General features: G+C 42.0%; 24 protein-coding genes, 8 tRNA genes and 1 other RNA gene (1 of these 33 running past the window's edge). 10 read left to right on the forward strand and 23 right to left on the reverse strand.

Annotated features, from left to right (window positions below):
- The first annotated feature begins 22 nt into the window (after positions 1-22).
- Together AC1ECB_RS14075 and AC1ECB_RS14080 are read left to right on the forward strand one after the other, a co-directional pair.
- On the forward strand, positions 23-898 hold the full coding sequence (locus AC1ECB_RS14075) for a tyrosine-type recombinase/integrase (RefSeq protein WP_485669247.1): 876 nt from the start codon (positions 23-25) through the stop codon (positions 896-898).
- Positions 895-2,046 (forward strand): IS91 family transposase, encoded by a 1,152-nt coding sequence (locus AC1ECB_RS14080; protein WP_485666579.1) that lies wholly within the window; start codon positions 895-897, stop codon positions 2,044-2,046. The genes AC1ECB_RS14075 and AC1ECB_RS14080 overlap by 4 nt, the downstream gene beginning before the upstream one ends.
- 265 nt (positions 2,047-2,311) lie before the next feature.
- On the opposite strand, the gene ltrA is transcribed toward AC1ECB_RS14080, so the two are convergent.
- On the reverse strand, positions 2,312-4,342 hold the full coding sequence (gene ltrA, locus AC1ECB_RS14085; protein WP_485669248.1) for a group II intron reverse transcriptase/maturase: 2,031 nt from the start codon (positions 4,340-4,342) through the stop codon (positions 2,312-2,314).
- A 1,336-nt stretch (positions 4,343-5,678) separates the two neighbouring features.
- Between ltrA and AC1ECB_RS14090 the strand changes: the two genes are divergently transcribed.
- From AC1ECB_RS14090 to AC1ECB_RS14100, 3 genes are all read left to right on the forward strand, one after another.
- The gene (locus AC1ECB_RS14090) at positions 5,679-6,035 is read left to right on the forward strand and encodes a helix-turn-helix domain-containing protein (protein WP_485664408.1); all 357 of its coding nucleotides are present in this window, start codon (positions 5,679-5,681) and stop codon (positions 6,033-6,035) included.
- A 24-nt stretch (positions 6,036-6,059) separates the two neighbouring features.
- Positions 6,060-6,725 carry an oxidoreductase gene (locus AC1ECB_RS14095; RefSeq protein ID WP_485664409.1) on the forward strand — a complete coding sequence of 222 codons (666 nt, stop codon included), beginning with the start codon at positions 6,060-6,062 and terminating at the stop codon, positions 6,723-6,725.
- 88 nt (positions 6,726-6,813) lie between these two features.
- Complete coding sequence (locus AC1ECB_RS14100; protein WP_485664410.1) at positions 6,814-7,236, forward strand: VOC family protein; 423 nt, start codon at positions 6,814-6,816, stop codon at positions 7,234-7,236.
- A gap of 198 nt (positions 7,237-7,434) precedes the next feature.
- Here the strand turns inward: AC1ECB_RS14100 and AC1ECB_RS14105 are convergent, their stop codons facing one another.
- Positions 7,435-7,776 (reverse strand): DUF503 family protein, encoded by a 342-nt coding sequence (locus tag AC1ECB_RS14105; RefSeq protein ID WP_485664411.1) that lies wholly within the window; start codon positions 7,774-7,776, stop codon positions 7,435-7,437.
- Positions 7,777-8,166 (reverse strand): secondary thiamine-phosphate synthase enzyme YjbQ, encoded by a 390-nt coding sequence (locus tag AC1ECB_RS14110; RefSeq protein WP_485664412.1) that lies wholly within the window; start codon positions 8,164-8,166, stop codon positions 7,777-7,779.
- 55 nt (positions 8,167-8,221) lie between these two features.
- Between AC1ECB_RS14110 and AC1ECB_RS14115 the strand changes: the two genes are divergently transcribed.
- Positions 8,222-8,695: a 2-thiouracil desulfurase family protein gene (locus tag AC1ECB_RS14115; protein WP_485664413.1), complete on the forward strand. Its 474-nt coding sequence runs from the start codon at positions 8,222-8,224 to the stop codon at positions 8,693-8,695.
- Between the two features lie 71 nt (positions 8,696-8,766).
- A complete protein-coding gene (locus AC1ECB_RS14120; RefSeq protein WP_485664414.1) occupies positions 8,767-9,006 on the forward strand; it encodes a hypothetical protein in 240 nt (79 codons plus the stop codon).
- 681 nt (positions 9,007-9,687) lie between these two features.
- On the opposite strand, the gene AC1ECB_RS14125 is transcribed toward AC1ECB_RS14120, so the two are convergent.
- Both AC1ECB_RS14125 and AC1ECB_RS14130 read right to left on the reverse strand, forming a co-directional pair.
- The gene (locus AC1ECB_RS14125) at positions 9,688-12,456 is read right to left on the reverse strand and encodes a hypothetical protein (protein WP_485664415.1); all 2,769 of its coding nucleotides are present in this window, start codon (positions 12,454-12,456) and stop codon (positions 9,688-9,690) included.
- Entirely contained in the window at positions 12,453-13,088 is a 636-nt protein-coding gene (locus tag AC1ECB_RS14130) for a hypothetical protein (protein WP_485664416.1), read from the reverse strand. The genes AC1ECB_RS14125 and AC1ECB_RS14130 overlap by 4 nt, the downstream gene beginning before the upstream one ends.
- 117 nt (positions 13,089-13,205) lie before the next feature.
- Between AC1ECB_RS14130 and AC1ECB_RS14135 the strand changes: the two genes are divergently transcribed.
- Positions 13,206-14,371 (forward strand): IS3 family transposase gene (locus tag AC1ECB_RS14135; RefSeq protein ID WP_485669255.1). Its coding sequence is split into 2 segments (ribosomal slippage): positions 13,206-13,479 and positions 13,479-14,371, totalling 1,167 coding nucleotides; the frame shifts between segments, so codons are not numbered across the junction.
- A gap of 34 nt (positions 14,372-14,405) precedes the next feature.
- Positions 14,406-14,729 carry a hypothetical protein gene (locus tag AC1ECB_RS14140; protein ID WP_485664417.1) on the forward strand — a complete coding sequence of 108 codons (324 nt, stop codon included), beginning with the start codon at positions 14,406-14,408 and terminating at the stop codon, positions 14,727-14,729.
- Positions 14,730-14,799: 70 nt separating this feature from the next.
- Here the strand turns inward: AC1ECB_RS14140 and AC1ECB_RS14145 are convergent, their stop codons facing one another.
- From AC1ECB_RS14145 to AC1ECB_RS14170, 6 genes are all read right to left on the reverse strand, one after another.
- Positions 14,800-15,153, reverse strand: coding sequence for a hypothetical protein (locus AC1ECB_RS14145; protein WP_485664418.1), 354 nt, complete (start codon positions 15,151-15,153; stop codon positions 14,800-14,802).
- A gap of 95 nt (positions 15,154-15,248) precedes the next feature.
- Positions 15,249-16,145, reverse strand: a complete 897-nt coding sequence (locus tag AC1ECB_RS14150; protein WP_485664419.1) for a hypothetical protein — start codon at positions 16,143-16,145, stop codon at positions 15,249-15,251.
- 68 nt (positions 16,146-16,213) lie between these two features.
- A complete protein-coding gene (locus tag AC1ECB_RS14155) occupies positions 16,214-16,441 on the reverse strand; it encodes a hypothetical protein (RefSeq protein WP_485664420.1) in 228 nt (75 codons plus the stop codon).
- 111 nt (positions 16,442-16,552) lie between these two features.
- Complete coding sequence (locus tag AC1ECB_RS14160; RefSeq protein WP_485664421.1) at positions 16,553-16,879, reverse strand: hypothetical protein; 327 nt, start codon at positions 16,877-16,879, stop codon at positions 16,553-16,555.
- A gap of 132 nt (positions 16,880-17,011) precedes the next feature.
- Complete coding sequence (locus tag AC1ECB_RS14165) at positions 17,012-18,289, reverse strand: Y-family DNA polymerase (RefSeq protein ID WP_485664422.1); 1,278 nt, start codon at positions 18,287-18,289, stop codon at positions 17,012-17,014.
- Entirely contained in the window at positions 18,276-18,437 is a 162-nt protein-coding gene (locus tag AC1ECB_RS14170; protein WP_485664423.1) for a hypothetical protein, read from the reverse strand. Before AC1ECB_RS14170 ends, AC1ECB_RS14165 begins: the two co-directional genes overlap by 14 nt.
- Positions 18,438-18,584: 147 nt before the next feature.
- Here AC1ECB_RS14170 and AC1ECB_RS14175 point away from each other — a divergent pair, with 147 nt between their 5' ends.
- Positions 18,585-19,142, forward strand: a complete 558-nt coding sequence (locus tag AC1ECB_RS14175; protein ID WP_485664424.1) for a GNAT family N-acetyltransferase — start codon at positions 18,585-18,587, stop codon at positions 19,140-19,142.
- Here AC1ECB_RS14175 and tnpC read toward each other — a convergent pair.
- From tnpC to rnpB, 12 genes are all read right to left on the reverse strand, one after another.
- Positions 19,089-20,672, reverse strand: coding sequence for an IS66 family transposase (gene tnpC / locus AC1ECB_RS14180; protein WP_485664425.1), 1,584 nt, complete (start codon positions 20,670-20,672; stop codon positions 19,089-19,091). The genes AC1ECB_RS14175 and tnpC overlap by 54 nt on opposite strands.
- 89 nt (positions 20,673-20,761) lie before the next feature.
- A complete protein-coding gene (gene tnpB, locus AC1ECB_RS14185; protein WP_485664426.1) occupies positions 20,762-21,118 on the reverse strand; it encodes an IS66 family insertion sequence element accessory protein TnpB in 357 nt (118 codons plus the stop codon).
- Positions 21,112-21,480 (reverse strand): IS66 family insertion sequence element accessory protein TnpA, encoded by a 369-nt coding sequence (gene tnpA / locus AC1ECB_RS14190; protein ID WP_485664427.1) that lies wholly within the window; start codon positions 21,478-21,480, stop codon positions 21,112-21,114. Before tnpA ends, tnpB begins: the two co-directional genes overlap by 7 nt.
- A gap of 270 nt (positions 21,481-21,750) precedes the next feature.
- A tRNA-Gly gene (locus AC1ECB_RS14195) sits at positions 21,751-21,824 on the reverse strand.
- A 9-nt stretch (positions 21,825-21,833) separates the two neighbouring features.
- Positions 21,834-21,918, reverse strand: a tRNA-Tyr gene (locus AC1ECB_RS14200).
- A 3-nt stretch (positions 21,919-21,921) separates the two neighbouring features.
- Positions 21,922-21,997 (reverse strand) — tRNA-Thr (locus tag AC1ECB_RS14205).
- A 10-nt stretch (positions 21,998-22,007) separates the two neighbouring features.
- A tRNA-Leu gene (locus AC1ECB_RS14210) sits at positions 22,008-22,096 on the reverse strand.
- Between the two features lie 8 nt (positions 22,097-22,104).
- A tRNA-Cys gene (locus AC1ECB_RS14215) sits at positions 22,105-22,179 on the reverse strand.
- Positions 22,180-22,186: 7 nt separating this feature from the next.
- Positions 22,187-22,261 (reverse strand) — tRNA-Gly (locus AC1ECB_RS14220).
- A 5-nt stretch (positions 22,262-22,266) separates the two neighbouring features.
- A tRNA-Phe gene (locus AC1ECB_RS14225) sits at positions 22,267-22,342 on the reverse strand.
- A gap of 11 nt (positions 22,343-22,353) precedes the next feature.
- A tRNA-Arg gene (locus tag AC1ECB_RS14230) sits at positions 22,354-22,430 on the reverse strand.
- 28 nt (positions 22,431-22,458) lie between these two features.
- An RNA gene (rnpB, locus tag AC1ECB_RS14235) (RNase P RNA component class B) lies at positions 22,459-22,601 on the reverse strand (it continues 190 nt past the right edge of the window).

Raw genomic sequence — 22,601 nt, forward strand, 5'->3', positions numbered from 1 at the left:
AACCAAAAAATCAGGAGGTAGTATGTCTATGCAACAATATAAACAAGAGATTGAGCTATACTTTGAACTTAAAGGGACTCCGGAATCTTCACGGGAATCCTATTTGCGAAGAATCTTTGCCTTCATCAATTATATGCAAAATCAGCACAAATGCATGGAAGACGTTACAGATAGCGATATCCAACAATATGTCCTCTATCTCAAAAAGGAAAAGGGTCTGTCAGCTGGAACCATTAATTGTTACATTTCCGCTGTGAAATTCTTTCATACCTGTATCATAGGTAAAGAGTGGAACCCCTTAAAAATTCCCCGGATGAAAAGAATACGTAAGTTTCCAGTCACCCCAGCTAAGCAAGATGTGCTGGCAATATTAAATAAAGCTGCGAATCTAAAGCATAAAGCTATTTTAGCATTACTATACGGTAGTGGTCTCAGGGTCAGCGAAGTAGCTAAATTGAAGATTTGTGACATTTGTAGTAAAAGTATGCGCGTACGGGTAGAAAACGCCAAACATAATACAAATCGATACACCATCTTGTCAGAACTGGCCCTTGATGTATTGCGAAAGTACTTCCGGGCCTATTTTTCAAGCTACCAAATGGACGATTGGTTGTTTCCAGGACAACACAAAAGCGAGCACATTAACGTCAAGTCCATCAAAAATACCATGATTAAGCTGCGCAACCAGTTGCAAATAAAACAAAATATTTCTGCCCATACGCTTCGGCATTGTTTTGCTACACATGCCTTAGAGGATGGGGTCGATCCCGTGTTTATCCAGCAAATGCTGGGGCACAAAAATCTTCAGACTACAATGACATACCTGCATATGACATCGAAAAGCCTTATGGGCATTAAGAGCCCTCTTGATACTACTGGAAACAGCAACTCCAAATGACTACAGTACAGGATGTTTTCCTTAAGTTTTATCCCCAGTATGAAAAAAGCTATGCTCCATACATACAACAAGCCAAAGCCGCTAATGATATCATGCGCTGCAGGACAGCAGCTTTAGGTGGTCATACGTTTGAATGCGAAGAATGCGGCCATATAGTTGTTCGTTACAATTCATGCCGGAATCGGCACTGCCCTTTGTGTCAGGGTATTAATAAGGCAGTTTGGGTAGACGCAAGAAGCAAAGATATCCTCAATGCTCCTTACTTCCATGTGGTGTTTACTTTACCATCACAGCTTCAGCCATTGGTTTATCAAAACCAGGAATTGCTTTATGGCTTGCTGTATCAAGCGGTAGCCCAAACCTTGGCGGAACTTTCCCAAGATACCAAATATCTTGGCGCACAGATCGGCTTTTTTTCCTTACTGCATACCTGGGGACAAGATTTGCACTATCATCCGCACATCCACACGGTGGTATTGGCAGGCGGACTAACAAAAAACAATCAATGGCAAAACAGCAGTAAGAAGTTCTTCCTTCCAGTAAAGGTGTTAGCTAAAAAGTTTCGGGGTAAGTTTCTTCACCACATCAAGCAATACTACCGCCAAAACTTGCTGATGTTTTATGGAGATGCCCAGAAATATCAACAGCCAAAATGTTTCCGGGAGTTACTCAAGCAGTGTTATGCCAAAAACTGGTACATTTACACAAAAAAGACTTTTTCCGGTCCACTCGCTGTTGTTCGATATTTGGGAAGGTACACGCACCGGATAGCCCTATCCAATACACGCATTGTCGCCATGGATGAACATACGGTGACAATTACCGTAAGAGACTCTAACGACAACAACCAGACAAAAACGCTAACGCTCAGTGGCGTTGAATTCATTCGGCGATTTTTACTGCATGTACTTCCCAAAGGTTTTGTCAAAATCAGGCATTACGGACTCCTTGCCAACCGAAACAAAAAGACCAAGCTGGAACTAAGCAGAAAACTAACTTTAAGTCCAACCTACAAACCAAAATTTGAAGGTCTTACAACTGTTGAGATTCTATGCATTCTTGTAGGCAGGGATGTAACGATGTGTCCTGTATGTGGAAAAGGTAAATTACAGGCAAGCTATTCATTAGCCAAAGGGGCATCGCCTTAATGTTGCAGAAATTGAATAGATACTGCCAAGACCTATTTGGGGGAGGGGGAAGGTATGTCCAAATCAAGACAAATGAACCCCCATTTATTACAAATTAGCAAAGTAAAGCACAAAAAATGTACGAAAACAGAAAAAATCAACGATCAAAAACCGAGAGAAAAAGATTGAAATTCCATAGCTGGGCAGCCCGCGACTTCATTCTTCCCGGACAATCAAAAATTTTGCGCGTAGATAATTTTGTGGCTCAACTGACAGCCGGGAGCCGTTAGTTGAGCCTTTTTGCGCGCAAAACTTCCGATTGAAGTACCAGTAGGTAAGGGGCATCCTCGCACGCATTTTGCGCCGTTCGGACTCCCTTTTCCCCTGATTCACACACGGCGTGAAACTTTCGCTTCACCGCGCGTTCCATCAATATTTTATGGTTAGTCAACAACAACTTTTCTCTCATCCTGTTAAGCTTTTTCTCCGATTTTACAGGTAATTTCGGATGTACCGCAGTCCAGTGGATTCTTTCATGACACGTTTTACAAACACTCGCTAAATTTGGGACACGGTTAAGGTCTTTCAAAGACAAAGATGGTCGAATGCGGTGAAATTCCACATTTTCACTCCCAAGCTTTACTTTGCACACTCTACATGTCCCTTTATCCCGGTTAAATGCATACGCACAGTTTAAATGATACTCAAAGTTATACCCTAAACCGTTTGTTTGACTCGCAATTTTGCTCGCGTTGAGCAATTTGTCTTGGCGAAATAATCCCTTGGTCTTTCCTGTCCGTTGTTGATACCTCTCGCGCCCTTCCTGCGTGTATGGAGTTTCCTCTTGATTTTTCAGTTTGGTTTTTCGCCATTTGCAAAAGGCCAGAGAGGTAAGTCCAATTTTCTGTCCGTTTACTTCTAGCATCGGTATTTTTGTTGTATATTGACTATGCACCGATGATAAATTGTCAGTCTGATTCGCAGGAATCGACCGACCACCAATTTTCTTCATTTCACGGCGGGCAAGGTACATAAGATTCCAAGAATGTTTGTTTATATCCGTTGTGATTTGAGTCGCCTTGTCATAGTAATTGATGATTCCCCGAATTTGACTGTTTAGCAGATGGATGTGCTTTATTGTCTGTTCTGGCGTCCCTTGTTTACTTATCTGCCGTATGGGTTCGCGTAGGCTGTTTATTTTGTCTTTAAGCCGTAAGGGATTGGGTCTTGTTTTTGTCTTGTATCCTTTACGCGCCTTAGCGAACTTAATGACCTTGAAGGTAAACCCCAGGAATTCTATTGGTTTTTTCCTGACGTTCGTGATTCTTGTTTTTTCTTCTGATAGTGCCAGTTTATATTTGGACATAAATTCTGTCTGTAGGCGGAATTTCCACTTTTCTGCATTGGTTTTTGTGTTGGTGACAAGTACCCAGTCATCCGCATAGCGGATAACATACGCCGGTTTTAGTGCGCTACGCTCCCGTAAGGCTTGTAACTTACCATCCTTTCGCGTGTATGCATACCGGGTTTTCTTTTCTTCCCAGGCATTGGCAACTGACCAGTCGAATCGATTTAAATACACATTTGCCAGTAGCGGCGATATGATTCCGCCTTGCGCGGCTCCCATTAGATTTCGCTTAACTTCGCCCATAATTCCGGCTTTAAGCATTTGTTTAATTATCATCAAGACTCGTTTGTCCCTGATACCCATATGCCAAAGTTGTTTGATCAGCCGGGTATGATTTATGGTATCGAAATAAGCTTTTATATCTCCCTCGACGATCCAGTGGTATCCAGTTTTATGGACGATGTCTGCTATTCTTTCCAAAGCCATATGTGTGTCTCGGTAGGGTCGAAATCCATAAGAATGACTATAGAACTGAGCCTCGAGGATTGGTTCTATGACGATGCGAACACATTCTTGGATAATGCGGTCTGTAACAGCGGGTATTCCCAGCGGTCGAAGGCTTATTTTTCCCGGTTTGGGGATGTACACTCTGCGTATCATCCGAGGTTGGTACTGGCTAAAATGTTTCTGGATTGTATCGATAACTTGCTCATAGGGTAATTCAAGCATTTGCCGCATGGTTTCGTTATCGGTTCCCGGCGTGTCAGCTCCACGGTTTGCTTTAATATTGTGGACTGCGGTTTGTATGGTAACCCCTGATATGATGATTTCCAGCAGACCGTTATGTTTTATAGCTTTTCTATCTTTTTTTGCTTTCTGGGTCTTTGTATACAACTGGTCAAGGTATTGATACAGTTCCTTTTCGTCGGCAGGAACTTTTAGGACGGGATAGTTAGATTGTTGTTCCAAGCATCAGCCTCCTCGTTTTCGATTTGGCCAGCTGGTTTCATGTCAGGTATGGCTCCACGCCTTCCCTAGCAGGTTGTGTTGACTTTCATATAAATATTGACTATGCCCCTTCACTCCATGGACATTACTCCATTTCATCATTACTACGGGCATTTCCTCCCATTTCGAGTCATCTGCTTTTATCTGCATTAGCATTCTCGTCCGAAGTTCCACTGTTTCTTACATTCTAGCTTTACATAGTGACTTTAACCTCTTCCTTTGGCCCGCCAATCATCTTTTTGACCATTATCGGCGGTCGTAAGACTCCAAACCTCATTGGGTTATCATTGGGTTTGGAACAGGAATGAAAAAAGGAATTTCCATTCCTGCGCTTGGACTCCACGAAGGGAGTAAATACCTTCAGTTAGGTATCTTGTTCTTTACGGGTCGTACATACGGAAGTTCCTGATGAGTAGGCATGATCACTTTATAGCCCCCCGACTACTTCGCTAACCACTTCACAGGTCTGCTTTTCGCCGTCTTCACCGAGCTTCGTACCTCAGCAGGATAATCTACTTAAGTCACGTCGGAGTATTAGGGATGGTCTGCCGATATTCAGTCCATAGCAGGTAATGCTCCTGCCAATTTGAATGTAAAATTCGCTTTATGCGCCTGGTTTTATTGCTCATTTCTGCACAGGTTGTCCAGGAACAGTGCGCACCCCTTTCCGAACCGTCCCCGTTGGCACTTCATGTACTTTAGCCATAAGGATTAAAGAACGCCGTAAATCGACAGGATCAAAGTCAGCGGGCCGACCTTTGGAAGAATAGTGTTCACATAAATAAGGAATGGCAGGATCTAGATTGAGTAGCCATAAAGCGGCTACTGACTGACTAAAAGAGAGTAGTCTATGTGTCAGCCTGATATAAAGGGATTAATTGCATTTTGAGAAAAAGTTGATAATTTTCATGGGAACGGCAAGCAGTTAACATAAGAACAACACCTCCGACGCAAGGTATGGCAGACAGTACCATCCATTCGCCATTATGGTGGTGTTTTGGAAAAGTCAAGTTTTATTTTCAAATCCAAATTATTTCCCCTGATTTGGGGAGGTAAACAAAAAAAGGCCCTCTTGCGAGGGCAGGAAATTCAAGATTTTAGAGTTTATGAAAATACTCATTTTTAGCAGGGGAGGATTAAATTATAGAACATAAAATGACCGATTTCAATAATTATTTTCTTATTTTTTGAGAAAATAATTACCAATACAATGTCTTTGTGAGAAACTTCTATGAATGAAAGCCTCTTTAATGTTACACTATAACCATAGAATTGCATTGATGAAAGGAAGAAAATAGTGCCTTATGATGCTCACAAACCTATGACTCCTGGTGGCAAACTAAGACAAGCAAGGACGATAAAAAAACTTAGCTTAGATAGCTTAGCGGAGTTATCAGGCGTTTCAAGACCGACTATAGCCCGCATAGAAAAGGATGAGTATAAAAGACTTCCTTGTGATATTATTGAAAAACTTCTTCCTTATTTAGACCTAACGATGGAAGAAGTTAAAGAAGAACCCAGAAATGAACTTGATCATTTGCCTCAATATTTACGAGAATTTGTCCTTGATCCGGCAAATGCTGATTTCATAGAATACTGCTACCTAGAAAAGCGGCGGAAAGAATTGGAAGTCAAAATGCTAACTAAAGATTAATTGATAGTTAGGGAGGCATCAAAAATGAATCGAAAAGCGGTTATTGTAGGAGCTACGGGTTTGGTCGGCAAAGAACTCCTACAACTGCTATTAAGCGCTCCCGCGTATATAGCTATAACGCTACTTGTTCGACGACCAACGGGATTAACGCATCCCAAGCTCCATGAGAAGGTGATTAATTTCGATCTCTTGGAACAATCGGATGTTGATTTGACCGGCACGGATGTATTTTGCACCCTTGGAACAACGATTAAGAAAGCTGGAACCCGAGATGGTTTCCGAAGAGTTGACTACGATTATCCATTGACGCTCGGTAAAATGGCCAAAGTGCAGGGAGCAACACAGTTGCTAATTGTAACATCAATGGGAGCGAATCCGTCATCGCCTATCTTCTATAATCGCGTGAAGGGAGCAACCGAGAAGGCATTGAGTGATCTTGGCCTTCCGACGCTGCAAATATTCCGTCCATCCCTTTTGCTCGGTGACCGGAATGAGTTTCGAATTGGCGAGAAAATCGCTTCAGCTGTTATGAGAATACTTGCTCCTTTATTTTTGGGGCCATTACGAAAGTACGGTGCCATTGAGGCACGCTCTGTCGCCAATGCAATGATGCTAGCGGCACAAAGAAACCTATTGGGAATCCATATCTATGAAACAGACCAGATCACCTTGTTAAATCATAAAATATAAATTAATCTACGTAAACCCGGAGATACTGTTTGGAAAATAGCTGCTACATATGCAACCCAAAGACAAGTCGCGTGTTAGGAGAAATGATATGGCTGAAAATTTTGTATCTAACTTGTTAATACCTGAATTGTTGTGCGCTGATTTCAACAAAAGTCTCAATTTTTACACAGAAATCTTAGGATTTCAGATTAGATATGATCGAGAAGAAGGGTTCGCCATGCTTGAAAGAGAAGGCGTCCAAATTATGCTAGATCAAAATAGATCCGATAATTGGGTGTCAGGGCCGCTTGAATATCCCTATGGTCGTGGTATTAATTTGCAAATAAAAACGACCTCTATAATAGATCTTTATGAGTCCGTAAAAAAAGCAAACGCCAGAATTTATCTACCCCTCAAAGAAGAGTGGTATCAAGCAAACGAAATTATGCTTGGATGTCTTCAGTTCATAGTTTTTGATATTGATGGTTATATGCTTCGCTTTTCTCAGGATATCGGTACAAAACCAGTATAAGCAAGCTTTGAAAGCGCCAGTTAGGTCTTGAAAAGATCTGCTTTAAAAACATGATCACCGCAAAATAGTAGCCATATTATACTGGCTATTACTTTGCGGTGTTTTTATTTTTGCCGTATTATTGTGGAGCAAAATTGTCGTCGATAACTCCGTTCTCTACAAGTCAGGAAGAACGAAATCGCTCTCGCGATGGCTTATTTACAGCTCAGCCCGGATAAGATACAATTGTAATGAACACATTGCAAATCGTAGGGAAAATATCGAAATAAGTCGAAAAAGATTGAGATTCCATAGCTGGGCAGCCCGCGACTTCATTCTTCTGGGGCAATCAAAATTATGCGCGTAGATAACTTCAGAGGCTAACCTTGCAGCTTCTGCTGTGAAGTTAGCCTTTTTTCGCGCAAAACTTCCGATTGAACCCTGTATGAACCGTCCCGATTGGCATCTTCGCTGAATAATGCTTTTGACTATCTGCCGTTTTCCCTTTAATGAGCCGACACCCGGCAAATATATTTCGATAGAGCAAATTACTGCATGCATCTATACACCAACAATCTGAACAAAAACTTTCCGGGTACGCGGCCCGTCAAATTCGCAAAAATAGATTCCCTGCCAAGTACCCAACAACAAATTATTGTCCAATACTGGCACGGTAATGGAGCAACCCATCAGCGAGCTTTTCACATGAGCAGGAGAATTTCCCTCCATGTGGCGAAATGGAAGTTTGGGAACCATATGTTCAAGCGCGGCCAGCATATCAGTAACCACATCCGGATCGGCATTTTCATTGATCGTTACACCTGCTGTGGTGTGAGAAACAAATACTTGGCAAATCCCCTGCCGAATCTGACTACATTTAACCACTTCCTTGACCTTGGCTGTTATATTAATAAAACATTCCTTCGGAGTATCCAGATAAAATTGCTCCATGACTTCCACCTCTTATTTTGTCTACTATTAAAAATTCAGGAAAGAATGTGATTATATGATTCTTGTAAGTGCTTGCCTTCTCGGCCATTGTACAAGATACGATGGCGGTTCCAATGACATAGCATTGCTTATGGAGCAAGCTAAACATACTCAATTTATCGCTTTTTGCCCAGAGATAATGGGAGGATTGCCTACCCCTCGACCCGCTGCAGAAATTACTTCAGGTTCTGGCGATGATGTACTTATTGGGCAGAGTACGGTTCTAGACAAAAGCGGAAAGGATGTTACCTCTTTTTTTATTTGCGGTGCTGAAAAAAGCACTCAGCTAGCAAATAAACATAACATTACTGCGGCTATACTAAAGCAGCGTAGCCCATCTTGTGGTAGTCGTCAAATTTATGATGGCACTTTTAGACACCGTACCAAATCAGGTATGGGGGTAACGGCAGCTATGCTGCATAAATTAGGTATCCCTTTATATTCTGAAGAAGATATTACACCAGAGCTACTGCAAAAACTTCTCAAGTAGATATATCACTCATGAAATTTGCCAAATTTGACTAAGTACACTATACTGATATTATCATAGGAGGTGTCACCATGTCCAAGAGTAAAAAAACAATAAAATGTGGAACTATCAATCCGAATACACTAAAAATTGCCGGTAAACCGAATCGGGCTATGACCCCGGAGGTTAAATCAGCTTCTATCTGGGTCGACCGAAAAAACGACTACTGGCGTCATAAGGAAAAACAAAAAATCCGCCGTTATTCCGATGAATATGGAATGCGGCGGATTTTTTGTTATCTTACCGGCAATACAGCATGTGTACTGCATTAATGATGCTGCTTGGCGAATGCCGTCCACCAGCCTCAAACCCGGCAGAAGGCAAAAAAATACCCAGCTTAGTGCTGGGCCAAAGAAAGTGAATTAAATTTGACAACTAAATTATATATCTTCATTGATGTAATTTCAATCATACTATACTTTTTTAAACTTTATCTTTTAGTTCAATTCATACTATTTTTAGCTCTTGTTATCCGGAACAGTGGTTTCCCAACACCGGACAAGTGGTGTAGTTGGCTCCAGAATACTCAAGCTTCTACATAAAAAACCCATTTACACTATGTTCGCATAGACTTAGGGGGGGCGCTTTTCCGACCCCCAACACACGTTCGATACATTTAATATTCATAGCAGTAAAACCCTTATATTTCAAGGCCTTGCCCCCCTTAACCCCGCCGAATTTCTTTTAGGGGGGTGTCGACCCCCAACATACGTTCGCCCCATTTTGAACGTCTATGAAAACATAAAAACACACATTTTAAATTTATCAAAACCCGCGAAGCCTTGCAGAATAAGGCTATTTTCGCTCTATCACCGCAACTGACTCAACATGCGTTTTGATAAAAAGGTAATACTAATACGCGTAAATATACGATTTGCGTAAAGGTTCAGTAGCTTTTACCCAGGGGGTAAGAGGGGTAGTTATCTATCCTTTCGATTAACATTCAATCCAAATTAGCGACTGATTTTTGCATACTCCCGGTACCCTAGCGCAGACAAATAGTCTATTAGAGCTTGTGCTTTATTTCTTATAGGCTCGTCATCATTCAGTGCTTTACCAATTATATTTTTTGCATGTTCTTCAACATGATGAACTGCCCAACGCTGTTTTAATCCTCTCATTAATAAGTCAAGACATTCCACCGCTTGATTCACGGATATTCTATCATCAGTATCCAAATGTTCCACAACAAGCCATGAAGGTTCAACTATTCCAACTAACTTAAGTGACCTACTAAGTTCATTTAAAGACCAAGTTATATCCATTGGATAAATAATAAATAACCAACCAAAAGACATGATCTCGGTTTTGTGGATTTCTGGCTCTACATTTTGATACTGTTTTCTCCACTCCCAAAGATTTTGGAAATTAATACATACTTCAGGAGGAACATCTCTATTATCTCTAAGCCATCGTCCTACTGTCTCAATTGCACTGGCCCTTTGTATATCTGAAGCTTGCTTAAAGAAGTTCTCAATTAAACCGTCATCAGAAGTAAGCGATATCACCCCCCACCCATATAATACCATTAAATGTTCCGTGACTTTTTCCAGTACTCTGTCGCGACCATCCGTTGTCTGAGCTTGGAACAAATTTGATACCGCCCACTGGTATTCTTCCTCTAATATTTCATACACCTCAGAATAAACGTTCCAAGATAGGATATAACTTTCCCATGCGCACCATCGATACTTTATCCACAATGGATCTGAAGGGAATATTTTTGTGATAATTCCCTTAACCCACTGTTTATCTATTGTTAATAAGCGAACAAAGCAGTATCCATAAATAGATCGAATTGCAAGCGAAGGATCTTCTCGTATGTCAAGGTGCCTTTCAAGAACTCCTCGCACTTCCCTAACACTTTCGATACTCCACTGATCTACTTCTGTTATTTCTTCAAAAAAGCGTTTAACCCATATGGCATATTCAATTGTGGCTATTAAGGCTTCTCCACGAGTTGTACCTATAGCAAAATCCAGAGGGTCTGAGCGCGAAGACAAGAACCGTTCTTCCATTTCAGAGGCCGGCTCAGTGTCCTCAACAAGTTGGTTTAGTATATCCCAACAAAGATTTCGCAACTGAAAAGGGATTCGGGTTTCCCCTTCTTGAAAACCAGTTCTAAGTAATGATGCTATATTCCTCCGTGTCCAGGTCCATCCTTTATCCATATCACCGTATTCTGATATACGCCCTGGAACCTCAACCGGCTCATTGACTATCCACTTACATAAATTCAGTACTGGAACCCAATTAAAGATTTTCTTATCATTTAACGCTTGAGTCAAACCCAATATCACATAACTGACATATGTGGGGTCAACACCCCTAAATGATAGGGCCTCTTCTGCAATCTCCGTGGGTCGTGCCTTAACAACACCTAGCAGCACCATCCCTAACCCTTCACGCGTTGGCTTACCCCAGCCCTCTTCTGGCTCCCATGTTGCTACATATTTAATTAAATCAGTGATAGGCATTTTTGACGCCTCTTCTGTTTCTAAGCAGCTTGAAAATCCCATCCTTGTCTCCGTATAAACGGAAAATTCAGGGTGATGTGCAGGCCCATATTTTTTGATTAGTTCATTATATTTCTCTTGCCAATCTACCGGCAAATCTTCGCAAATAAGAGAGAGATGGTTTCTCCTCCAAGCGTTATCACGATCAAGATTGGGAGAACTTTCAGTATATTGGGGACCTGCCATAATCCACCCTAAGATTACTTCCTGTTCTGTTCTTTTAAGTTCTTTAAACCCCTCACGCAGAAGTAATGAATATTCATGTTTCACCACTGCATCTCTAAAAAGTTCTTCCGTAAGTATAGCTTCAACAGCTAATTTCTTTGCCAATACAAAACGAACGCGCAGTGTATGCAGAGCAATTCGCTCGAAAATTGTCCCATTTCTTTTGCGCAAAATACTAATTACTTCTTCAACGTCTTGAGTACTATTAGCAACCTTTTCAATTACATCTCGAACCGCAGTTACAAGATAATTTATAACATCTCTTCCTTTGTTTTGAGGATGATCTTCTACGGTTGCATGCCAGAAACATGATAGATCCTTTCCGGAAGCAATCTTTATTTCAACAGCCCGTTCAAGTAGTGTACATAAAAAAACCAATATTTCTTTGGGAGCCGCCAGTACCAACTCGGGTAACACATTTTTTAATATATTTTCATAGCTATGTAACTCCATTTTAATGCTTATCCCATTATCTCCACCAATTCTATTCTCTTTAGCAGTAATATCCAGAACAGAAGCAGCTAATTCTAGTGCTAATCTTGATCGGCCATTTTGAGCCAAATAAACAATTGCCTTTCCGGCTTTTTCTGGAAGCAAAAAGTAAATATAAGGCTGAACTTGCATCCATTTCGTTTCTCGCTTAAGAATAGGAAAACCTTCTTCAATTGGCATAGCTAAAGCAGCATTAATAAAGTCTCCATGAATTCGCAAATTATCATTAATGGGTATACTCATTATTGTTTTACTAACTAGAGACGGGTTGTATGGAGCCATGCGCGCTAGATAATCTGATTCTAGCCAGAAAGGAAAAGATATATACCCTTGTTCTCTCACCACATTAGGCGGTTGCTTAAATATATTTCTTTCTTGTAGAAAGGGAATCCAATCCGGACTAGTTAACTTTTCAAAAAAATACTCGTAGTTAGAATATCGTTTTTGAATCTGCTCTAACACTTTGTCAACAATTTCTGGTGTAATCATGTTGTCTCACCTTCTTTAATTAGCTTATCGATGTCATCAAAATCAGCAGTTGTTTTCGGATAAAATTTCTCTAAAATGAACTCTTCAAAAGAACTTATCATACTAAAAAAATCCTGATACACAACAGATTTACGATGATGTGCTACAGCCACAAAAAAATCTCTCAACATTATCCAAGATCGCATATTCTCTCTTTCAAAATCACTAGGAAGAATTCGTCCTTCCCCATCAAATTCTCTGAAAAATTGCCGCACTTGTTCAGATCTAGGAATATGGTTACTCTCCCCAAGATAAAGTTCCACAATTTCAAGAAATTTTTTTAGACTGCCATCAATTTCACCAGACCACTCTCCTGAAGTTCGACACCTAGTTTCTTTAAGTAAAAATTGCCACTGGGTTTCCAAATCTTTTTTGGTCAAACTTGCTTTTTCTTCAGGAACACTTACAGATATTACTTCAGGTAGTTTTTCCATCAATTCTCTGACAGAATGCGCTGCTTGTGCCAAACAATCTGTATTATCTGTATTTTTTAGAGCAAACAGCGCACCCAAATACATATTTGCAAGTATTTCAGACTTTCGACTGAGTTCAAAATGCAATGCAGCTTGCCTCTCTGTTAAATTACCCGTCATACTCAATCACCCACCATTATTATCAATGATCTTTAGTCGTAATTGCTCCATACTAGTTGCCGCGTACCCCGTTTGATGGACAGTAGAAACACATAGTATACTGATATCAGAGAGGGGATAGAAAAGATGAAGCAAGCTAAGAAGTACAGCGCAGAATATAAGATGGAAGCAATTCGACGATTGGAGCAGACGGGTGAATCGGTCGCTAAAGTGGCTGCTGATCTTGGGGTTAATGAAAATACGATGCACGGATGGATAAAGCGGCACCGTGAAAAACCGGTAAATCCTTTTCCCGGCAGCGGCAAGCTCAGCGACGATGATGAAAAGATGCGTAAGCTGGAACGAGAAATTCGTGAGCTGCGGGAGGAAAATGAGATTTTAAAAAAGGCGGCGCAGTACTTCGCCAAGAACCTCAAGTAAAAAGGTTCGAGTTTATCGCAGAACACCGCCATGAATATCGGGTAGCGAAGCTATGTGAAGTGCTCTTTGTTGCAAGAAGCGCTTATTACGCATGGGAAAAACGCCCGGCAAGCAATAGAACGCTTGAAAATCAAGCATTAGCTGAAAAAATCAAAGAAATTCATGAAAGAAAGAATCGGACCTGTGGCAGCCGGAAGATGACCCGGGAACTACGACGACTCGGCAATCATGTAAACCATAAGCGGGTCGAACGAATCATGAAACAAGAAGGAATCCGCTCGAAAGTAGCCAGGAAGTTTAAGGCCACTACGAATTCTAACCATACCCTGCCGGTAGCTGAAAACCTCTTAAATCGTGAGTTCACAGCAGAAAAACCTAATCAGAAGATGGTAAGCGATATTACCTATGTATGGACTGAGGAAGGTTGGCTATATGTTGCTGGAATAATGGATCTTTGCGGACAGAAGATAGTAGGCTTATCTATGGGGGATAGAATGACGAAAGAACTAGTGATAAACGCTTTGAAGAGCGCTTATTTTCGGGTGGGCCGGCCAGAAAACGTATTACTTCATTCGGATCGAGGCAGCCAGTACTGCTCCCACGACTACCAAAAGCTGCTGAAAAGATATAAGTTCACTTGCAGTATGTCGCGGAAGGGAAACTGCTGGGACAACGCGCCAATGGAGTCATTCTGGGGGAAAATGAAATACGAATGGCTCAATGAGCATCGGTTTAAGACAAGAGATGAGGCAAGAGCTGCCGTCTTTGAATATGTTGAAATATTTTACAACCGACAGCGCTTGCATGAAACCAACGGCTATCTAACTCCGGAAGAATATTATTCAATCGCCTTGGCGGCGTAGGCAATTGTGCAAAACATTGCGAATGTAGAGACTGATGATTGTAGTGACTATAAACATCGGCTGTAGTGACTATATTTCACAAGAGGTTGTTATCATGTTTATACGAACAATAAAACGCAAGCTCAAAACCGATACGGCGTTTGATTTCAAGCTACTTGAATCTTATCGTCAGGCCGGATCGCCTCCCAAGCACAAGTTTATCAAAGGTTGGACGATAAAGAAGTCGGACATTTGGGCCATGGGCGACATATTCGTAGACGACATAGAATTTGATCTCGATTTAGCCGGGATGAGTCGTAGCGAAATCAGGAAAATTATCGCGTCGATACGAAAAAAGTTAGTGACTTTGTTGAAATAATGAGCATGGCTTTGAGATATTGAGAAATTCTTGGGTTTTTCCTGTCTATTTTGCGGGGGACGCCCCAAGTCTACCAATAATGTAATTTAAGAACTTTCTCACTAGAACTTTTTTCATGTTCCCTTTCACCAAACAACTCATCTTCTCTAGCCACCGTTGGATCAAACCAGTCCGCTTTTTTCGTCGCCCAGTCAACCCAATCGGCCGTTTCTTCATCTAGTCCCTCTTGGCCACAGGAAGCGGCGACAGCCTTGACATAAGCGCGGATTCTACACGCAGTCTCATAGTCGAGTGCGGCATTTTCCAGTGCTATTGTTCGCTCAACTTCCTTATTATATCTACTTCGCCGTTCTTCCTTCCGGCGTTCAGCTTCTGCCTTTTTACGAGCTTCCTCTTCTCTTGCTTCTCGGTCAAGGCGAATCACTTCAGACACCTCATAAAGTTCTATCAACATTTCACCAAGCCGAGATTCAATATTAATTTTATCCGTGTCTCTGAAATATCGGCTCTGCCGAATGCTTATTCTAAGCCTTCCGTTGAACACATAGTCATACTTACGAATCTGAGTTCTGATGCCCATGAGCTACGACGTTTCTCATCTCTATACTTAATAAGAGCCTGCGCTTCCTGTTTTGTGATCACATGCTCAACCTTATCCTGGCCCTCAGCAATTTCAATACGCACATGTTCATTCCTGACGCGAAGCGAAAGGTCATCATCGACTGATCCACCCAGCCTTTCAACCTGGCGAAATAAAGCGTCAAGTATTCGGTACACACGTGGAAGCGACTCATTGGAAATCACTCCGGCCAAAAAAGGCGGGTTGTAATAATAATCTTTTTTCCTTTGTGCTCCTTCTTCTTTACTATCCTTTTGATTCCAATTTTTAATGACACTCCTGTAAGCAGCTATTTTCTTATGCAGCTGAGCATTTTCAGCAGGCATCTCGATTTCCTTGACAGCGCTTAATATCTTTCCCCTTTCGGTATCTGATAGAAATTCGAGCGGTCTTTTGGCAGGATCACTACTCTTTTCCTTGACTCCCTCAAAAGTTTTTGCGCCAGTAATCTGAGTAGGCCCATTAGTTTTGGGCAGGGGAGTTTTCGCCACTTTCGCTCCGGCGCTAACTTTAGCCCAATACCCTAACGGAGGGGTAGGAACATTTAGCTTTTTGCAAATTTTATGAATCGCCACGTCTGATACTCCATATTGCGCAGCAACTTTAACAACCGGTTTTGCCCAAACCTCTTTGTACAATTTTTCTCGGTTATAGGTATTGTGCTTGCCGCTCACACCCCAATAAGGAACATAATCGTCTTCAGCATCATCATCTTCTAGCGTCTCCCCAGTTTCATCGCTAGGGTTATCGTCACTCTCATCCTTCGGCGCTTCTTCCGGAACGTCCTCATGATTCAAATCTTGTTCAACACTTTTTTCTGCAACTGCCTTGCGTATGCGTTTCGGTTTATCGTTGCCTGGAAGCGTTACTTCAGCAATGTGGATTCCGGTAACGGTAGCTGCTCAACGGGCTTGCCAAACTGTAATTTCACCCAGTATCCCGAGGGAGGAACCGGAACATCTGCTTCTTTGCACAATTTCAACAGATCATTATAGTTAGCGTTGTACTTTTTCGCGACGCCAGCTACAGATATTTCCCAAATTTCATTATAAAGCTGCTCCCTGGTTATTTTATTAACTTGTTCCTCAGTCAATATCCTTCCCCCTTTTGTCCAGTATGGAGTGTAGGTACTGCTGCAAGTCACCATGAACGTAGTCATTATCCCATGAAAGCGAAAACGCGTATTCAAACAGTCGTATATCGCCTACTCCGCGCTTTCGCTTAATATAAAAAGCAGGTCTTTTTTCATCTCCTCAAACTTAGAAATAATCGTTTCCAGGTTTTTTTCAATGTTTTGGACCTGAATATTCGTTATTTTCCCATGCTTATATGCTATCAGTCGCTCGTCAATAATGTGATAGCCCCAGCTTTCTGAATATCGATCTTCATGTTTAATCGCAAAACCTATTGGCAATAAATCATTTCTCATGCCAAGACCTACGGCCAAAGGAGAAATTCCCAGGTAGTCCGCCGCGATTTTCAAGGTGATTTTTTTGCAACTACGTATTTCATCATCAGAGTACTTACCCACTTTTTCACCTCCGCCTTTACCATATTATCTTCATTATATATTTCCAAACGATAATCTTCCATAGTTTTACATAAATCTATAAAAAAATAGTCGTCTAGAGCAACGTCTGACAACTATTTTTTAAACTTTACGTCATTCACTTTTCCCTTTATGTCCGCCCACATAATCCGCTCGTTCAAGGAATGTTCCACCAGCCATCGACCCAGCATAAAAGATCGCTTTTTTACCAAATCGCTTCCGAAGATCATCTACTACTCTATCCATGGCATGTTTCTTTTCTTCTCCTTCAAAAAACAGTTCCAACTGCTCATGTCCTTGTGGCACGATTTTCCCAGCAGTAATATTTACCGATCGCACCGGTTCGCCATGCCACCGCTTAATAAACTCCTGGCGTGCCACTTCACTAATGATATCTGTTGAATGTTCTGGGCGAAGCAACTTAATCCGTGCAGTAAAACCTAACTGAAAATTCCTATCAGAGTACCCTATCCCCAAATATACCTCACGGCATTTCTCCTGGTGCTTACGTAGCCTAGCGCATACATCTCCCACCATTTCCTTGATGATCATTAGAATTTCTTCTTTTACATAGTAATCCCGCATCAATATCTGGTTCTTACTATAGGATTTACTTTTCGGTCGTTCCCTCTGGCTAATGATGCTAGAATCCAAGCCCCATGCGTGATAATATAGCTGCAACCCCATTACGCCTAGAGTTTTCTGCAACCTCATTGGATTGGCGTGAGCCAGCGCCTCAATCGTATAAATCCCCATTCGTTTGAGTTTAGTATTGTATCCTTTGGATATGCCCCAAAACGCAGTCAGCGGCTGTATCTTCCATACCGTTTGCGGCACCATTTCATACGTCCATTTTGCAATCCATGGCGGACGCTTTTTGGCTTCATTATCCAATGCCAGTTTTGCCAAAAGCGGATTATCTCCAATGCCTGCAGTCACAATAAGACCTAACTCATCCTTCACAGCCTTCAAAATGGCTTCCGCAATCTTCTCTGCGGTTCCAAACAAATTTAGCGATGCAGTAACATCCAATATGGACTCATCAATGCTATAAACATGTAGGTCTTCATCTGTTACGAATCGGCGAAATATATTCTGTATCGCTTGGTTTATTTCAATATATAACGCCATATTGGGTTCTACTACCATAATCGGCGAGCACTTAGGAATTTCAAAGAGTCGATTTCCGGTCTTGATATTATATTCCAATTTAACCCTCGGACTACTTGCCAATACAACCGCACCGGTTCTCCTTAAATCCGATACTACAGCAATATAGGCTTCTAGTGGATCAAGCCCACGCCGAACTGCCTCTACGGATGCAAAGAATGATTTTACGTCGATGCACAATATGCTTCTGCAGGGAAAACAAGAAAAATCAACGAGCCCCATCGCTCTGGCCTTCTTGCTCTTTCATCTGCTCGTTATGCTCAGCCAAAAGCATTCCCGCCCACTTGACCATACACCGGTCGATGTAAACTACCCGAGCCATCTGCTGGTAAATAGGGATACTCAGTAAATCTATAGTATGTTCGCTCATCACTATCCACCTCTATAGATATAATAACAGAACATACGTTCCTTGTAAATATCAATAAACTTATTATAGGGTGTGTGGTACTTATTAACAAAATGAGTGTTTAGTTAGCACATGGTATAATTGAAATTACATGAAGGAGGGTGGATTATGAAGCAAGACATTGTTCTTGAAACACCTAGGCTAATCTTTAGGAAAATTTGTATTGACGATTATCAAGGCATATCCAAAATTCTACAAGACATTGAAGTCATGTATGCTTGGGGACATACCTTTTCCGATCAGGAAGTCACCGAATGGATCAATGAAAACATTATAAGATACTATAGAGATGGTTACAGCTATTGGGCTGTGATTGAAAAAAGCAGTGGGCAATTGGTTGGTGTCTGTGGAATAATTGCAGAAAGCGCAGATAATGAAGATTATGTTGGTATTGGCTACATATTCAACAAAGCATTCTGGCATCACGGCTTAGCGTTTGAAAGTACAAATGCTTGTAAAAGTTATGCTTTTCGTACCTTGAAAATTTCTGAATTAACTGCTCAGATCAGACCTGAAAACTTCAGCTCCAGAAATGTAGCCGAGAAACTTGGCATGTCCGTCATTAAGCAGTTTAACCGTAAGCGTCAAAAATGCCGTCACCTTGACAACAAGTCATTTGGTAACGGCATTAGTTTTACAGTAATCTGGAACAAAACTGGGCATTAGTCGTTGTAGTGCCTCAACATCATTTCGTATATCCCAGTTGGGTGCGTTTTTAAAAATATAAGTCAGGTAGGCATATGGATTGAGCCCATTTTCCTTTGCGGTTTCTATTATGCTAAACACAACTGCGCTGGCTTTAGCTCCTCGCGGTGTGTTGGCAAAGAGAAAATTTTTGCGGTCAATCACAAACGGCTTAATGCTGCGCTCGGCGCGATTGTTACTGATTTCCAGCCTTCCGTCCAGTAGATATCGTTCGACATATTTCCATTGCTCCAACGTATAGTGCACGGCTCTGCCAAATCCGCTCTTGGTAGATGCCTTTACTGTATGAAGGTACGACAAAAACTCGTCAAGCACTGGTTTTGCCAGTTCCTGACGCTTTTTATAGCGTTCTTCCGGTGTACAATCAGCTAGTTGGCGCTCAATAGTAAATAGCTTATCGCAATATTGTTTGCCACGTTGCGCCCCAGAGCCTTCTCGGTCTTTTTCCAAAAGGCCTTTTAGCGCCTCGTCAAATTTTCTTCTGGCATGTGCCCAGCAGCCCACAATGACGATTCGCTCCGGCAAGCTATGATACCCGGCATAACCATCCGTATGAAGGTAGCCGCTAAACTCCTGCAAAAATTCTAAAGGATGCTTTGCCTTCCGGTCTGGCTGATAATCACACAGCACAATAGGTATACTAGCACACCCGCCAGTTCTATACAGCCACATGTAGCTTTTGCTTTGCGCAGATTTGCCCGGCTCGTGAAGTACCTGTAAAATGGTTTCATCTGCGTGGAGCACTGGCTGTATGGAAAGTAGCTCTTTAAAGGCATCATAGATTGGCTCCAGCCAATCTTCAGAACACCGAATTAGCCAGTTAGACATAGTTTGTTTGGAAAGAGCTATGCCCATACGGCTCAAATCTTGCTCCTGGCGATGCAATGGCATTCCATTTGCAAATTTCTGTGTCATAATATGAGCAACTGCTTCTGGAGAAGCAAAGCTTCCTTTGATTACCGGCTTGTCCATTGGTGCCTTGATAATAGGCACGCTGCATGAATTGACTTCACAGTCGCGGCAGGCATATACATAGTCAATATGTTCTACGATAACTGCCTTGGCCGGGATGATCTTCAATTCGCGGCGGACATTTTTACCCATAATATGCAGTTTTGAACCACATTCCGGGCATTCCTGTTCATGTTCCGGTAAAAAATGCTCTACAACCTCTATTGGTAAATCGGCAGGAATGGTCTCTTTTCTTTCTTTGACATTCTTACGATAATGCTTCTGAACTTCAGTCAATTCAGGCTCGGGCACCCGTTCATCTGCTGTTGCCTCCGCCTCGTTAAAAAGATTAAACTGATCGTATTTGCTTTTTTCACTGGAGGAGCCGAACTGTTTTTGTTTGGAAAGACGCATTTGCTCCATCAGCCACTTGACCTGTTGAGTCAGTTCCTCATTTTGTATTTTTAGTGCCTCATATTCAGTACGAGAAACAGAGATCATTTCTTCTTGTGTATTAGTACCGTTCACTAGAATTTTCATGTAATAATTATACCATATTTTATGGCTTTTTTCCATGAAAAATCCGTTAAATCCATTGATTTTGCAGGATATTTAGGACTTTCAGCAAATTAGACGATTTGTATTTTATCGACTTTTTTATGCGCCCTCGGCTGTTGAATGCTTAACCCTTCCATTAGCCAACGAAACTGTTGTGGCGTAATGTGTTTGACCTCTTTTTCATCTTTTGGCCACTGAAAGCCTCCGTTCTCCAGCCGTTTATACAAAAGTACAAAGCCATCGCCATCCCAAAAGAGCGCTTTGATTCGATCACGCCGACTACCGCAAAACAGGAACAGACTGCTGGAGAACGGATCTAGGTGAAAGCATTGCTGTATGGTCGCTGCCAGACCATCAATAGATCTTCTCATATCGGTGTGGCCACAGGCGAGAAAGATATGTTCGATTTTAGATATATCACCTAACATAAATGTTTCAGTGCCAGAAGCGTAGCCTCCACGGTTACCATATCAGCGCCTTGATAGACATGGATTTGCATATCGTTACGCTCAATCGTGATAGCCAATGTTTCCGCACGATGCTTAGGCATCTTCATTTCTGCAAATACCGAACCCTGTACGGGAACAGCCTCGCTGGAGGCAGGGAGACTTACCGAAATTGCCCGGCAAGTCTCCTGACATACAAGTTTCTGCCAATGATAGTATGTTTTCACGTTAATGTTATTTTCGCTGCACCACGTTTTAATGGTTTTGCCACTGTTGCGGCAAGCCGTAACAATATTGCGCCATTTCTCCAATCGAACTTCATGCGTCACTTTCTGTACGCTCATAAAAGTAGACCTCCTGCGAGTTTCTAAGAATCCAAATGACTCCAACAAACTCTATGTGATTCTCTTGGACCTATTGTCTCATCCGGAGGCCTGGTTGTACATGTGACGATTTATTTGACGCTTACGTTTAACCGTTTGTATAGAGGTAAACTGGTGCCTCATCTTTTATACGGATGCTCAAAACCGCTTTCATAAGGCGTTTTAAAACCCATCTATATATAGAGAAAACACCCACCACTTACTCTATCAGTAAATGATGGGTGTTTAAGTTGGAGCGGGTGAAGGGAATCGAACCCTCGTAGCTAGCTTGGGAAGCTAGAGCTCTACCATTGAGCTACACCCGCATATATAATTGGTGGAGGGAGGTGGATTCGAACCACCGAAGTCAAAGACGGCAGATTTACAGTCTGCTCCCTTTAGCCACTCGGGAATCCCTCCATATGGAGCTGGCGATAGGAATTGAACCCACAACCTGCTGATTACAAGTCAGCTGCTCTACCAATTGAGCTACGCCAGCATATTATTATTGGTGCCGAGGACCGGAATCGAACCGGTACGGAAATTTCTTTCCGACGGATTTTAAGTCCGTTGCGTCTGCCAGTTCCGCCACCCCGGCATAAAGAGTGGAGGCGACACCCAGTTTTGAACTGGAGAATAGAGGTTTTGCAGACCTCTGCCTTACCACTTGGCTATGTCACCAAAAGTATGGAGCGGAAAACGAGATTCGAACTCGCGACCCTCGCCTTGGCAAGGCGATGCTCTACCGCTGAGCTACTTCCGCTTTAATGGTGCCTCAGGGCAGAATCGAACTGCCGACACGAGGATTTTCAGTCCTCTGCTCTACCGACTGAGCTACCGAGGCGTATATATAAATGGCGACCCCGGCAGGATTCGAACCTGCGACCTTTTGATTCGTAGTCAAACGCTCTATCCAGCTGAGCTACGGAGTCATATATATTTAAAACAGCCTTCTTTAGAAACCGTAAGCCAGTTTCTGTTTTAGGAAATCATTTATCTAACGCACAAAAGCGCGTTCTTCCCTTCGGTTCGTATTCCTTACAGGAAGCTCCCCTACCAAATTTGAGTTTCTGCCTCGTGGAGTTTACCAATTTTCACTAGGT

The organism is Sporomusa sp. 246TCP1 (assembly GCF_057319775.1).

Excerpts from the sequence above, each read along its gene's own strand:
- AC1ECB_RS14075 (WP_485669247.1), top strand. The coding sequence starts at position 23 with ATGTCTATGCAACAATATAAACAAGAGATTGAGCTATACTTTGAACTT.
- AC1ECB_RS14140 (WP_485664417.1), top strand. The coding sequence starts at position 14,406 with ATGATTGTAGTGACTATAAACATCGGCTGTAGTGACTATATTTCACAA.
- AC1ECB_RS14100 (WP_485664410.1), top strand. The coding sequence starts at position 6,814 with ATGGCTGAAAATTTTGTATCTAACTTGTTAATACCTGAATTGTTGTGC.
- AC1ECB_RS14080 (WP_485666579.1), top strand. The coding sequence starts at position 895 with ATGACTACAGTACAGGATGTTTTCCTTAAGTTTTATCCCCAGTATGAA.
- AC1ECB_RS14170 (WP_485664423.1), bottom strand. The coding sequence starts at position 18,437 with ATGAGCGAACATACTATAGATTTACTGAGTATCCCTATTTACCAGCAG.
- AC1ECB_RS14105 (WP_485664411.1), bottom strand. The coding sequence starts at position 7,776 with ATGCATGCAGTAATTTGCTCTATCGAAATATATTTGCCGGGTGTCGGC.
- tnpC (WP_485664425.1), bottom strand. The coding sequence starts at position 20,672 with ATGAAAATTCTAGTGAACGGTACTAATACACAAGAAGAAATGATCTCT.
- AC1ECB_RS14165 (WP_485664422.1), bottom strand. The coding sequence starts at position 18,289 with ATGGGGCTCGTTGATTTTTCTTGTTTTCCCTGCAGAAGCATATTGTGC.
- AC1ECB_RS14120 (WP_485664414.1), top strand. The coding sequence starts at position 8,767 with ATGTCCAAGAGTAAAAAAACAATAAAATGTGGAACTATCAATCCGAAT.
- AC1ECB_RS14110 (WP_485664412.1), bottom strand. The coding sequence starts at position 8,166 with ATGGAGCAATTTTATCTGGATACTCCGAAGGAATGTTTTATTAATATA.
- tnpA (WP_485664427.1), bottom strand. The coding sequence starts at position 21,480 with ATGAGCGTACAGAAAGTGACGCATGAAGTTCGATTGGAGAAATGGCGC.
- AC1ECB_RS14130 (WP_485664416.1), bottom strand. The coding sequence starts at position 13,088 with ATGACGGGTAATTTAACAGAGAGGCAAGCTGCATTGCATTTTGAACTC.
- AC1ECB_RS14115 (WP_485664413.1), top strand. The coding sequence starts at position 8,222 with ATGATTCTTGTAAGTGCTTGCCTTCTCGGCCATTGTACAAGATACGAT.
- tnpB (WP_485664426.1), bottom strand. The coding sequence starts at position 21,118 with ATGTTAGGTGATATATCTAAAATCGAACATATCTTTCTCGCCTGTGGC.
- AC1ECB_RS14095 (WP_485664409.1), top strand. The coding sequence starts at position 6,060 with ATGAATCGAAAAGCGGTTATTGTAGGAGCTACGGGTTTGGTCGGCAAA.
- AC1ECB_RS14125 (WP_485664415.1), bottom strand. The coding sequence starts at position 12,456 with ATGATTACACCAGAAATTGTTGACAAAGTGTTAGAGCAGATTCAAAAA.
- AC1ECB_RS14175 (WP_485664424.1), top strand. The coding sequence starts at position 18,585 with ATGAAGCAAGACATTGTTCTTGAAACACCTAGGCTAATCTTTAGGAAA.